This window comes from Aquaspirillum sp. (assembly GCF_055136605.1).
Genome location: NZ_JBSQVP010000059.1, coordinates 1 through 13,188, shown reverse-complemented (window position 1 = coordinate 13,188; position 13,188 = coordinate 1). Strand labels below are relative to the sequence as shown.

12 protein-coding genes are annotated in these 13,188 nt (G+C 48.6%); 3 read left to right on the top strand and 9 right to left on the bottom strand.

Annotated features, from left to right (window positions below):
- The coding region (locus ACTBZS_RS09830; RefSeq protein ID WP_463043993.1) for a methyl-accepting chemotaxis protein at positions 1–396 on the top strand (396 nt) is incomplete at its 5' end.
- A gap of 209 nt (positions 397–605) precedes the next feature.
- Positions 606–2,480, top strand: coding sequence for a potassium transporter Kup (locus ACTBZS_RS09825; RefSeq protein ID WP_463043992.1), 1,875 nt, complete (start codon positions 606–608; stop codon positions 2,478–2,480).
- On the opposite strand, the gene ACTBZS_RS09820 is transcribed toward ACTBZS_RS09825, so the two are convergent.
- Entirely contained in the window at positions 2,477–2,827 is a 351-nt protein-coding gene (locus ACTBZS_RS09820; RefSeq protein ID WP_463043991.1) for a YkgJ family cysteine cluster protein, read from the bottom strand. The genes ACTBZS_RS09825 and ACTBZS_RS09820 overlap by 4 nt on opposite strands.
- Before the next feature lie 169 nt (positions 2,828–2,996).
- Here ACTBZS_RS09820 and ACTBZS_RS09815 point away from each other — a divergent pair, with 169 nt between their 5' ends.
- Positions 2,997–3,422, top strand: coding sequence for a hypothetical protein (locus ACTBZS_RS09815; protein ID WP_460429959.1), 426 nt, complete (start codon positions 2,997–2,999; stop codon positions 3,420–3,422).
- A 5-nt stretch (positions 3,423–3,427) separates the two neighbouring features.
- On the opposite strand, the gene ACTBZS_RS09810 is transcribed toward ACTBZS_RS09815, so the two are convergent.
- From ACTBZS_RS09810 to ACTBZS_RS09775, 8 genes are all read right to left on the bottom strand, one after another.
- A complete protein-coding gene (locus ACTBZS_RS09810; protein WP_463043990.1) occupies positions 3,428–6,370 on the bottom strand; it encodes an EAL domain-containing protein in 2,943 nt (980 codons plus the stop codon).
- 54 nt (positions 6,371–6,424) lie between these two features.
- Positions 6,425–7,894 (bottom strand): anthranilate synthase component I, encoded by a 1,470-nt coding sequence (trpE, locus tag ACTBZS_RS09805; RefSeq protein ID WP_463043989.1) that lies wholly within the window; start codon positions 7,892–7,894, stop codon positions 6,425–6,427.
- Positions 7,895–7,938: 44 nt separating this feature from the next.
- Positions 7,939–8,574: a response regulator gene (locus ACTBZS_RS09800; RefSeq protein WP_460429968.1), complete on the bottom strand. Its 636-nt coding sequence runs from the start codon at positions 8,572–8,574 to the stop codon at positions 7,939–7,941.
- A gap of 294 nt (positions 8,575–8,868) precedes the next feature.
- A complete protein-coding gene (locus ACTBZS_RS09795; protein WP_463043988.1) occupies positions 8,869–9,774 on the bottom strand; it encodes a metal ABC transporter substrate-binding protein in 906 nt (301 codons plus the stop codon).
- 13 nt (positions 9,775–9,787) lie between these two features.
- The gene (locus tag ACTBZS_RS09790) at positions 9,788–10,612 is read right to left on the bottom strand and encodes a metal ABC transporter permease (protein ID WP_460429970.1); all 825 of its coding nucleotides are present in this window, start codon (positions 10,610–10,612) and stop codon (positions 9,788–9,790) included.
- Between the two features lie 56 nt (positions 10,613–10,668).
- A complete protein-coding gene (locus ACTBZS_RS09785) occupies positions 10,669–11,448 on the bottom strand; it encodes a metal ABC transporter ATP-binding protein (protein WP_460429971.1) in 780 nt (259 codons plus the stop codon).
- A gap of 126 nt (positions 11,449–11,574) precedes the next feature.
- The gene (locus ACTBZS_RS09780; RefSeq protein WP_463043987.1) at positions 11,575–12,534 is read right to left on the bottom strand and encodes a CobW family GTP-binding protein; all 960 of its coding nucleotides are present in this window, start codon (positions 12,532–12,534) and stop codon (positions 11,575–11,577) included.
- On the bottom strand, positions 12,519–12,968 hold the full coding sequence (locus ACTBZS_RS09775) for a Fur family transcriptional regulator (RefSeq protein ID WP_463043986.1): 450 nt from the start codon (positions 12,966–12,968) through the stop codon (positions 12,519–12,521). The genes ACTBZS_RS09780 and ACTBZS_RS09775 overlap by 16 nt, the downstream gene beginning before the upstream one ends.
- Positions 12,969–13,188 lie beyond the last annotated feature (220 nt).

Here is a 13,188-nt window from a genome sequence, read left to right as displayed (position 1 = left end):
GATGAGGTGCGTGCTTTGGCACAACGCACACAGGCCTCGACCACGGAAATTCAACACACGACCGAAAATCTGCGTTCGGCTAACGAGGCCATGACCCAACAGTTGTCCAACAGTTTTAGCAATGCCGAGCAAGGCATGGCGCAGCTGCAACAGGCTAAGGATGATTTGCAACAGCTTAGCCTGCGTTTACGCACGATGTTTGAGATGAACCGGCAAATTGCTCACGGCACGGAAGAACAAAATCGTGCAGTGCACAATATCCATCACAGTTTGAGTGCGTTATCGCAACACGGGATGCAGGCCGCTACCATGGCCGACCAAGCCTCCGAAGCCACCCACCGCTTAACCGAGTTAATTCAACAGTTGCAAGGGCGAAGCGCAGTATTCCGTTGTTAATACAGTGATTTAGCCTGAGGACAACATACAATAATCGAATCAATATGGTTTTTGTGTATCTCCTCAGGCTTTTATTTTTTACTGCAACTTAAGCATATCTAAAATTTATAATTTACTAAATAAAATCCACAATCATATTCATGACATGTTGCGAGGAGTAACATAGCTACTTTCGTCAGACCCTATAATGGGATGAAAGCCAGTTTTTTATGCAAGATGTTACAGCAACAGATAAAAAGACATTATTAGCTCTAACCGTTGGGGCAATTGGCGTGGTGTATGGGGATATTGGTACAAGTCCGCTATATACCTTACGTGAATGCTTCCATGCTGAGAGTGGCATTGAACTACTACCTACTAATATCTTTGGTATTTTATCTTTAATTTTGTGGTCGGTAATTTTAGTGGTTACACTAAAATACGTAATTTTTATTATGCGAGCAGACAATAAAGGGGAGGGTGGTGTGCTTGCATTATTAGCCCTCGCATTACGTCAATCTCCTGTTCATTTTCATAAAATTTTACTTGTTGCAGGGGTTGTGGGTGCTGCACTTTTTTATGGTGATTGTGTGATTACACCCGCAGTATCCGTATTGAGTGCAATTGAAGGCTTAAAAGTTGCTACTCCTGTTTTTGATCGTTATATCCTTCCTATTGCCATTTTAATTTTATCGCTGTTGTTCTTAGTACAGAAAAACGGTACAGAGAAAGTTGGCAAGTTTTTTGGCCCGATCATGTTGTTATGGTTTAGCTGTCTGGCTGTCTTCGGTGTGATGAGTATTGCCAAAAAACCAGATATCCTATATGCCATCAATCCTTATTATGCTTTTAACTTTTGTGTTGAGAACACATTAGTGGCTTTTATTGCCTTGGGTGCAGTGGTATTGTCTTTAACCGGAGGCGAGGCGTTATACGCTGACATGGGACATTTTGGCGTACAGCCGATTAGAAAGGCGTGGTTCTCTTTAGTTTTGCCCTCTTTAGGACTCAATTACTTTGGGCAAGGTGCATTGTTATTAGATAACCCCGAGGCAATTGAAAACCCATTTTTCTTAATGTTTCCTGAGTGGGCGTTGTATCCGATGGTTGTCTTGGCAACGCTAGCAACCGTTATTGCTTCACAAGCTGTGATTTCTGGTGCATTTTCATTGACAAAACAGGCAATCCAAATGGGTTTTTGGCCTCGGATGGATATTTTTTATCCGGCACAATCTGCTGGTCAAATTTATATTCCATTTGTGAATTGGACTCTGTTTCTGTGTGTGATGATTTCCATTTTAGGGTTTAAAACATCGAGTAACCTTGCTGCTGCCTATGGTGTTGCCGTCACGGGTTCGATGATTGTAACGACACTGTTGGCATGTGTGGTGATGCGTTATGTTTGGCGGTGGCCGCTTGGGTTAGCAATTTTGGTGGGTGGTATTTTCTTGCTGATTGATTTAGCTTTCTTTAGCTCTAATTTGCTGAAAATTGCTGATGGTGGTTGGTTCCCCTTATTCCTAGGTTGTATGATTTGTGTTCTTATGTTGACCTGGAAAAGAGGCCGTGAAATTTTATTTGATCGCCTAAAACCAAACTTGATTGAATTAGAGCCATTTATTACTAGCCTATCTTATTCATCGCCTCATCGTGTGAGTGGTACAGCTGTCTTTATGACCGCAAGTGATGAAGGCGTACCACATGCTTTATTGCACAACCTATATCACAATAAAGTTTTGCATGAGAGAATTATTTTGTTGACCGTCAAAAATCAAGACGTCCCTTTTGTTGATGATAAGGAGAGGGTCACCTTAATTTCTCTCGAAAATGGATTTTATCGTTTAATAATCCGTTATGGTTTTAAAGAGACGGCAGATATTCCAGCAATTTTGTATAATCAGAACCTGCACGGTTTAGAATTTGCTTTGATGGAAACCTCTTTCTTTTTCAGCCGTGAAACGATTGTCTCCACACTGAGTGGTGGGATGGCACGTTGGCGTGAAAAAATCTTTATTTGGATGAGCCGCAGTGCCACCAGTGCGATGATTTTCTTTAATATTCCAACCAATCGTGTGATTGAATTAGGTTCGCAAGTTGAAATTTAAGCTGCTTGTGGATTATTAAAATCGGGATAGGGCTGTTCTTCGTGGGTAATCGCTGGCAAACCCCAACGTTGGCGTGCGCGTAAACAGCCTTCCGATCCTGCTGTAAGTTGTTGGCAAGTGGAGGAGCACTGCTGATAAATGGTGCAGTGCACTTGTTCCCCTATGGTGCCGGCGAGGGCGATGCAGCGGGGTTGATTTGACCATGTGCCTTTCATACATCGCAGATGTGGTGAGATGTTTTCGGTTAAATCAGCAGGGACAGGGCCGCCCCCATCATTGGCTTCAGCCCAATAAAAAGACACGCGAAAATGGGCGCAACATGCGCCACAAGATTGGCAGATGTTCATTGCTTGATCAAAAGGAATCCAGTAAAACGGATATTCTAAAAATGCTTTCCCCCATTTTTCAATCGTTCTGATTTTGTTGGCCGTGGGGCATCTGGTGCTTGAAATTCGTTTGCTTTGCCTCGATGCTAAACAAAGTAGCAATTTCTAATATTTAGAAAGGATAGATGCGATGATGAAACGTCTGTTAACCGTGATGTCTTTCGCTACCTTATCGCTTGCTCTGCCTGCATGGGCGGATGAGACAGCCTTGCCACCTGTGCAACATGCTGGTCAGGCAACGTATATCTCGGGTGGGATTGGCAGTGATGAAACCGAGGCGATTAAAGCTGCCGCTAAACAATACCCGCTGTATATTGAACTGGCGCGTTTGCGTGAGGGAGGCGCGGAGTATTTGGCCAACGTAGCCATCACCATCCGCACGCCCAAAGGGGATAAAGTTATGGAAGCCGCGGGTTTGGGGCCTTTGGTCTTGGTGAAATTACCCGCCGGCACCTACCGCATCGAAGCGATGGCAAATGGCGTGCAAAAAGCACAAACTTTCCAATTGGGCAAAGGGCAAAAACAACTTGCATTGTTATGGCCAAAAACAGAATAAGGCCGTCACACCACAACTCCCGTCACCGGTACGGATTTCAGTTGTGGAACGTGTAGAAAATGGTCGGGGGCGGTGGGGCGGGCGAAGAAATAGCCTTGCATAAAACGGCAGCCCAGCCCTTCCAAAAAGATCTTTTGATCTTCGTTCTCGACCCCTTCGGCGACCACTTCCATTCCCAGATTGTGTGCCAATGACAGCGTTGCACTGGCAATCGCAATATCCTCACTGTCGGTTGGCAGTTCCTTGACAAAAGAACGGTCGAGTTTAATGCGGCTAATCGGCAGTTGTTTGAGATAGGCAAGGCAAGAATAGCCGGTGCCAAAATCATCTAAGGCGAGGGTCAGGCCCAAATCACGCAACGCTTGTAAGCGTTTTTGTAAGACCTCGCTGTTTTGCATCAACGCACTTTCGGTAATTTCCAGCTCGATAAAGGCAGGGTCGGCTTCCGTTTCTTGCAAAATTTTTGCGACAGTGGTGACAAAGTCGGGCTTGGCAAATTGCAGTGCCGAAATGTTAATCGCAATAATGATGTGCTTGCCTTCCATTTGCCAGCGCACTTGTTGTCGGCACGCCTCGCGCAAAATCCATTCTCCCATCGGCACAATCAACCCTGATTCCTCTGCGACTGGGATAAATTGTGCTGGCAAAATCATCCCCATTTCAGGATGTCGCCAACGAACCAATGCTTCACAACCAAAAAAGCCTTGCTGTTCGGTATCAAATTGCGCTTGATAGAACAACACTAACTCATCTCGTTCAATCGCACGTCGTAGTGCGCTTTCCAACATCAAACGCTCTAAAGCGCGGGCATTCATTTCTTCTTCAAAGAAACGGTAACTGTTGCGGCCATCGGCTTTGGCGCTATACATGGCTAAATCGGCATGACGCAACAATGTATCGATGTCTTCGCCATCTTCGGGGTAAATGGCAATACCGATACTCATGGATGGTTTTAATTCGTGCCCTTCAATGTCAACTTTTTGCCCAAGGGTGGTCAACATACGCTGTGCGACAACCCCCGCTTGCTGTGGATTGTCGAGGGCTGGCAAGACTAAGACAAACTCATCGCCCCCTTGTCGGGCCAACACATCTTCTTGCCGCAGGCAGGACGACAGGCGGTCTGCCACGATGGTTAAGAGTTGATCGCCAACAGGATGACCGAGCGAATCATTCACGGTTTTGAAGTGATCGAGGTCTAAAAACAAGATAGCCAGTTTATCTTGATATTTTTGTGCTTCACCAATCGCTTCTTCTGCTTGTTGCCGCCATAAATTGCGGTTTGGTAAGTTGGTCAACACATCGTAGTGGGCGAGATATTCGATGTGTTCCTCGACTCGCCGTGTGCGGCCACTGATTAAGAGTAAGAAAGCGCCCAAGACCGCCACCGAACCTAAGCTGGCTGCCAACATAAACCATGCTGCCCATGTCCGCTTATGGGCCAAATACAATTCTGTTGGACGCAAGCGTAATTCCCATTCACGACCGCCAAATTGTAAGGTTTCTCGATAAATCGGGTGGTGGCCGGCCAACCAACTGTTGTATTGACAGCCGTCTGGTCCCGAGAGTCGCTGTTTACTTGGTGGTGAAAAAATATCGACTAGGCAAATTTCAATTTGCTCGCTGGGATTGCCCAACGTGGCTTGTAACACATCATCCATCCGAAACACGGTCGAAATCACCCCTAGCCAGGTGGGTTTTTCATTTGGGGTTGCCGCTGGTGCATACACGGCGTGATAGACCGCAATGCCGCGCTGTTCTTTTTGATGATGGGCTTCTTGTACTAGGCGAATGGCTTGGGCGGCTGAGGGGTTGCCGCTATGGAGCGCAGTTTCAATCGCAGAACGAGTGGGGGCAAAACCCAGTGGATCGAGGCCTCGGACACTGAGATTTTTTTGTAATGGTTCAACAAATAAAATTGGCAAATAATGCGATGCCGTGGGGGCGGGGAAGGTTTTGCCGTTTGGGTCGCGCACCAGAATGGAAAAATCGGGTTGTTGCAGTTGTTGTTGCCAGTATTGTTCAAATGTGGTGCGTTGGCTGTCTGGCACCATCGGACTCCATGCAATATTTTGCGAACCGGGATAGCGTGGTAACCAAGCAGAGACAAATGTTTTGAAATCAGCAGCGGTTAAATTGCGGTGTAAAATCAAAAACCGCTCCAGTGCAAAAACCATGTCCTTTTGCACGCGTAGCCGATGGCTGAGCAATTGGCTGAGGTGATTGGCATCGCGTTCAAATTCGCTTGCCAACCGTTGTTTCTCCCAGCGGTTGATATGGGTATGTGCAACCGCAACCACCGACAGTGCCACGATAAGCGGCAACACAATCACTAAACGGCGGCCTATCCAATCGCTACGCGGTTGGCCCAACAAGGCAAATACCAAGGGCGTGACAATCAACACCCCGAGGGTGTCGCCGATCCACCAACTCCATAAATTAAAGCCAAGATCATCACCTTTGAGATGACCGGCAAAATAGAGCGTGGCAATCCCCACACCGGCACTGATGAGACAACCCAGTGGTGCAATAATCAGTAAAAACCGCGCAATACTGCTTGGGGTATCTAAGGCGTACGGGAAGGGGAGTAGCGTTTTAGCAAGGCGGTGTCCCACCCACATCTGTAATACCGCCCCAAGGGGGATAAAGGACAGCATCGGCCAGCCAATACCACTCGACATCGGTTGTGAGGTGTTTAATAACCATTGGATGCCGATAGAGCCGAACAACACCGCCGGCCAAACCCGAACGCCATAGATCAGAGCAAAGGCAAGGGCAAAACCGGCAGGGGGATAAATGGGGATGGCGTAGCCGGGTGGTGCGATTAACAGCAACGACACCCAGCCACTGAGCAAATACAGCAAAAAACTGAGCAAATACAGCAAAAACAGTATCACACTTGCTCGGGAGGCAGTGAGTAAGGGTGTGAGAACGGCTTTTTGCTTTGTCATATCTATTGCCCTATTATGTCGGGCAATTATACCCTGATTTTGTCAATCAGGGCATTAGGCATCCAAACCGTGTTGCACCAATTCGGCGGCGCGCAGCACAGCGCGGGCTTTATTGCACGTTTCCTGCCATTCGCTTTCTGGGACCGAGTCGGCCACCACACCGGCACCCGCTTGCACAAACAAGGTGCCATCCTTAATCACCGCTGTCCGAATCGCAATCGCCAAGTCCATATCACCGTTAAAACCGAGATAACCGACGGCACCGCCGTAGATCCCACGCTTAATCGGTTCTAGTTTATCAATGATTTCCATGGCGCGGACTTTGGGCGCACCAGATAGAGTCCCTGCTGGGAAAGTCGCTTTTAGCACATCCAGATTACCGAGTTGCTTTTGCAAACGGCCTTCCACACTAGAGACGATGTGCATTACGTGTGAATATTTTTCGATCACCATGCGGTCAGTGACCTGCACTGAGCCAGTTTCCGAAACACGACCAACATCATTGCGGCCCAAATCCATCAACATCACATGCTCAGCAATCTCTTTGGGATCGGCCAGCAAGTCCTCTGCGAGTGCTTGATCTTCTTCGCGTGTTTGACCGCGCACACGGGTACCGGCGATTGGGCGGACGGTGACCGTTCGGTTTTCTTGGCGTACCAGAATTTCAGGGCTGCTTCCGACGACATGAAAATCATCAAAATGGTAGAAGAACAAATAGGGCGAGGGATTGAGGCTGCGTAGGGCGCGATACAGTGACAGTGGACTGTCGTTAAAAGGCATTTCCATCCGCTGTGATAACACCACCTGCATGATGTCACCCGCTTGGATATAGGCCTTGCTGCGGCTCACTGCGTCTTTAAACGCCTCTTGTCCCCAGACACTGTGTGCTGTGGTTACTTGAGATGGACTCGACAGCGGCATCGGCGTGGGCTCACGCAGTTTTTGCCGTAATACTTCCAAGCGTGCAAGGGCTTTTTGATAGCTATTTGGAACGGCTGGGTCGGCATACACGACCAAATGCAATTTGCCCGATAAATTGTCTACCACGGCCAGTTCTTCTGACAGCATTAACAAAATATCGGGGGTGCCGATTGTGTCGGTTTTGTTTGGGCAATCAGCCAATTTTTTCTCGATCAGTTTGATCGTTTCATAACCGAAATAACCGACAAGACCGCCACAAAAGCGCGGTAGACCTTGCTGTGGTGGGGTAGAAAAGCGATTTTGAAATGCTTCGATAAACGCCAGTGGGTCACCATCGTGGGTTTCGAGGACTCGATCACCGTGTTCGACTTGTACCCGTTTACCATTCACCCGCAAGCGGGTTGCCGCAGGTAGGCCAATAAAAGAGTAACGACCAAACCGTTCCCCGCCTACAACCGATTCAAGCAAATAGGAATAAGGTTGGTTGGCTAGCTTCAAATAAACCGACAAGGGCGTGTCGAGGTCGGCAAATAAAGCCAGCGTAACGGGGATACGGTTATATCCCTGTGCCGCCAGCGCGTCAAATTCTGATTGATTCAGCATATTAAAACTTCCGGATATCATGCAGACGGGCTGGCAGAAAGGAATTAGCGTGCGCCGCGTCGACCGAGCTGGATACGTTTAGCGAGTAAATAGCCGTGTAATTCACGGAAAGGAATAGGCTTGGAAAAGACAGTCACATCTTCTGGTAAACCACCACGCTCGGCGATTTCTTCGCTGCTGAGGCCACTGACGACGACAATATCAAGATAGGATAAATCTGGATCGGCACGCAGGGCGCGAATCATCAAAAAGCCATCCATCCCGGGCAACATCAAGTCAGAGATCAACACATCAGGGCGTTGACGACCGACAACCAGCAAACCATCAAAACCATTACCAACGATTTCTAATTTTAATGGCAATTTCATTTCGGCCAGCGTTTCGCGATAGAACGCTTGTTCGAAAGGATCATCTTCAACGATCAGCACTGACAGCGTGTGTGCGTCAGATGAGGACGTTGCGCCAACGCGGGAGCGCAGCAGCGTTTCAAGCGAACGTAGACTAATCCGGCGGTGTCCACCGGCGGTTTTCCAACCAGATAGCACGCCTTGTTCGACCATTTGCTGTACTGTCCCTACTGACACACCAAGACGAGTGGCGGCTTGGCGTGTGCTGCAGAAAGCATCAGGCGAGTCGGCGTCGAGAGCTGCTGATTGGGACGTATTGGGTGTGCGAGACATGCAAACCTCGTTCAGAATAACAAAAACGCTACTTTATCCGATTTTTTGTCAAAGATGAGCACTGTTATGGACAAATACCTAAAATTTTTGTCAGTAACCGTGACCAAAGTTTGCAGCCAAGCGGATGTGAGACAGGAATTTTGCCTCGGTAGCTGAATAAACAGGACAAAGAATTGTGTTAGACAAGCTATGTTTGGTCTAATTTAACAAATTAAACGCCAATGTCAAAGAAAATAAACACCCACCCCCTAATTTATAAAGGAAAACAGGGGATGGATGGCAATTCTAGCGCAATTATTGCAATGCAGAAGCGAGATTTTTAGCATTATATTGCATTAGCTTAATGTACGAACCCGCTGGTGCCCCTGCGGACAAAGCATCGGAATACAACTTACCGCCAACTTTGACGTTGGTTTCTTGTGAAATTTGCTGTAGTAGGCGTTGGTCGGCCATATTTTCGACAAACAACGCTTTAACCTTCTCTTGGCGAATTTGTTTGACCAATTTGGCGACGCTGGCGGCAGAGGCTTCCGATTCGGTACTCATCCCTTGTGGTGCGAGAAAGCGGATTTGATAGCGTTGTCCTAAATAAGAAAAAGCATCGTGGCTAGTGATTACTTTACGTTGTGCTACTGGGATAGTGGCAAACTGTTGCTCAATCGATTGGTCGAGCTGGCGCAGTTGCTGTTCAAATTGTTGGGCGCGCTGCTGATAATAGCTGGCACCGGCAGGGTCGGCCTTTGCTAAGGCTTGTGCAATGGTATGGCCATATTGAATGACATGCTGTGGGTTGTGCCAAGCGTGGGGATCGACACCTTTTCCGTGATCATGGCGATGTCCGTGATCGTGTCCATGGCTGGTTTTGACAGCGAGGGGTTTGATTTTTTCGCTGGCTACCACTGTTTGACCACGATATTGGCTGGATTGGGTCAGGCGTTGAATCCAGCCTTCGAATCCTAAACCATTGACCACAAAAACACGGCTTGCCAACAGTTTTTTAACGTCTTGTGGCGAAGGTTGATACACATGGGCATCTTGATTGGGGCCAACTAAACTGCTGACCGTGACACGTTCACCACCGACTTGTTGTGTGATGTCGGCTAGGATGCTGAAACTGGTTAACACCGGCAAGGGTTCTGCTGCCCATGCTGGAACGGCAAAACTGACACTGAGGGTTAGGGCAAGAAGCGATTTTTTCATTGAGTGGGTATTCCTAACGTTCTAAATGGCGTAAGCGAAGATAGCGACCTAATACCCCACCGGCAGGGGCAATCAATAGCGAGATGGCGTATAGGCTGCCGGCGAGCAAGATAATCGCTGGGCCAGACGGCAAGTCGAAGTGGAAAGACAGTAACAAACCGCCATAACCGGAAAACAGTGCGATACCAATTGCGAATAGCAACATATAGCCAATGGATTGTGCCCAGAGTCGGGCACTGACTGCCGGAATCATCATCAGCCCCACCGACATCAACGTGCCCAGTGCTTGAAAACCCGCGACTAAATTCAACACAACCAACAACATAAAAATTTGGTAATACCACCCGCCACGGTTACCGCTGGCACGGAGAAAAGCGGGGTCGAGGCTTTCTAACAACAAGGGTCGATAAATGACCGCGAGGGTTAGCATGGAAAGGGTGGCAATAGTCGAAACGAGGTAGAGTGCGGCGTTATCTACGGCAAGAACCGAGCCAAACAAGATATGGATTAAATCGACTTGGCTGCCAAAACGGGTGACCAATAAGACCCCCGCTGCCAAAGACAATAAGTAAAACGCTGCTAAACTGGCGTCCTCTTTCAACTCAGTAAAGCGGCTGGCAAGACCAGCGATTAACACCACACTGACACCGGCAATAAACCCGCCAATGCTCATCGCGGGGAGCGATAAACCAGCCAATAAATAACCAACGGCCGCCCCCGGTAAGACAGCATGGCTCATGGCATCGCCCATTAAACTCATCCGCCGCATCACTAAAAACAAGCCAATCGGGCCGCAGCCAAAGGCGAGGGCAATGCAGCCCACCAGCGCGCGGCGCATAAAGCTGAACTCCACAAAAGGAGCAAAAAACAAATCGTAGAAGGTCACGGTACGTCTCAAGAAGCGGTTACAACGGCATCATCACGATGGCAGACTGGCGGTGCCTCATCCCATACGGCTACGTTCATCCGTGCACGTTGGAGATGAGCTGGGGTGAGCACTTTGTGTGTTGGGCCCCATGCAATCATTTCGCGGGCAAGTAAAAGCGTGTGTTGGAAATGGTTGCGGACTTGTTGTTCGTCATGTAACACGGCAATGACCGTACGTTGTTCTAAGACCCATTGGTGAATCAGTGCCAGCAGTTCCTCGGTGGTCTTGGCATCAATCGAGTTGAATGGTTCGTCGAGCAAAATCACTTTGGCATCTTGGACCAAAATTCTGGCGAACAATACCCGTTGAAATTGACCGCCCGATAACTGATAAATCGGACGATGTTCAAAACCCGATAAACCGACGGTGGTCAGCGCTGCACTGACCCGTTGTCGGCCTGTCTTACCGGCAGCGCGAAACATGCCAATTCGTTGCCATAGTCCCGTCAATACCAAATCAGCCACAGTGATCGGTAAACTGCGGTCGATGTCACTGGCTTGAGGGAGATAAGCAATATCTGCTGTGCGGATACCGTGACACATCACTGTGCCGTGATCCGGACGTACTAAACCCAGCAACGCTTTAAGTACCGTACTTTTGCCAGCGCCATTCGGCCCATAAATGGCATTGCTGCTGCCGAGGGTGAATCTGCCGCTGAGGTGATGAATCGCTGGCCGGCGTTGATAAGAAACGGTGAGATTGTCGAGGCCAAGTTCGGCATGGTTGGGGAGAGAGACGCTATTCATCGTGAGATTGCCCAATAAACCCCAAGCCATAACACTGTTGCTGCCAAGGCAACCAAACCCAGCCGCGCCCACAATGAGGCGGCAAACAGGCTAAAACCTGTGTGATGATGCATAACTGTTCCTGCTTCAATAATCGGTAACCAGACAGGCGTGTAACGCTGCTTCGAGGTCGGAAAAATCTTGTGTTTGATGACAAATTAGCTCGAAGCGACTTTCACCGCGCCATGCCACAGATTCAACACCCCATTGCCCAGCACTCCAGTTAAACCACAAGCGTTGTTGATGAACGTATAGCACGGCTTTGGCTCGCCATAGCCCTGTCACCAAGTGTGGCAGCTGATCAAAAAGCTGTGCGACACGATCGGCATCAAAGCGTTGCTGTGCCGGAAAACGCCAACCACAACTGCCAATTGCACTGTCGGCGTCAGGTAATTTGGGCCGATAGCGACTCGGGGCTGGCGAGACTGTGCCTATCATCAATACATCGGGGCTGAGATGGCCATGCTGCATATTCAAGATGGCTTGTTTGGGGGGGAACATCGTGGCGCCTTCTTGTTCGAAGGCCGACAACTGTTCCGGGCTGGCGAGATCGGTTTTGCTGGCAACCAAAACATCAGCAATTTGAATTTGGTCACGGTATACCGGATGATCGCGATATTGGCTATCAAAAAATTGTCTAACATCGACAAGCGTGATCACCGCTTGCATCGCCAGTGCATTGCCAAGCGGTGGACGTTTTAGTTGATCAACTAACGTTGCCAGATGGGCCAGCCCGCTGGTTTCAATGAACAGACGATCAGGCTGATGATCGCGCAATAGGCGTGTGACAGTAACAGGTAACTGGGGGCCAGTGGTACAGCACAGACAACCCCCACTGATTTCTCGCACTTCAATGTCCTGTTGTTGTAACACCACACCATCGATGCCGATTTCACCAAACTCGTTGACGATAACCGCCCACTTTTCTGTGGCGGGACGTTGGGCCAACAGGTGTAACAGCGTGGTGGTCTTACCGGTGCCAAGGAATCCAGCCAGCAAGTGAACCGGCGTTGTACCTTGAGTCGGCGTGCTTAGGCTGTTTGACATTGTTGACACGTTCCTGTGAGCACTAAGTCGCGTTGGTGAGGCTGAAAGCCATGTTGTAGGCAGTGTTGCCATAGGGGGCTGAGGCTTTGCGCGGCATCAACCTCTTGTACTTGGCCACAATGGTCACATACCAACATAATGCCATCATGTTCACAGGCAAAATGTGGACACACCACATAAGCGTTGAGGGCATCGACACGATGTAAAAACCCATGAGCCACCAGAAAATCTAATGCACGATAAATGGTCGGTGGGGCGACGACGCCGTTGTCGAGTCCCCGTTCGGCTTGTAAACAATGCAGGAGCTGATAGGCTTTGATCAAACCTGATTGGGCGAGTGCGAGTTGTAAAATTTTGCGGCGTAGTGGCGTGAGGCGGCTGCCTTGAGCGGTGCAGTGAGATGCTGCGCGCTGTAGATACAGTTCAGCGTCCATAAATGTAGCAAGTGGCGATCAAAATGATATTGTATAACATTTCTGTGCTGCTAGATAGCCTGAAAAGTTTTTCGCCATTGGCATCATTTTAATATTTTCTTAATTATGATTTGCCGATACTATGTCGGTTTGTGTTGTAAACAGTCATGGTCTTATGACATCAGGAGATGAAAAACATGCGTATCACAAAATTGTTGTTCGCTGCGGTGTTGGCTGGTAC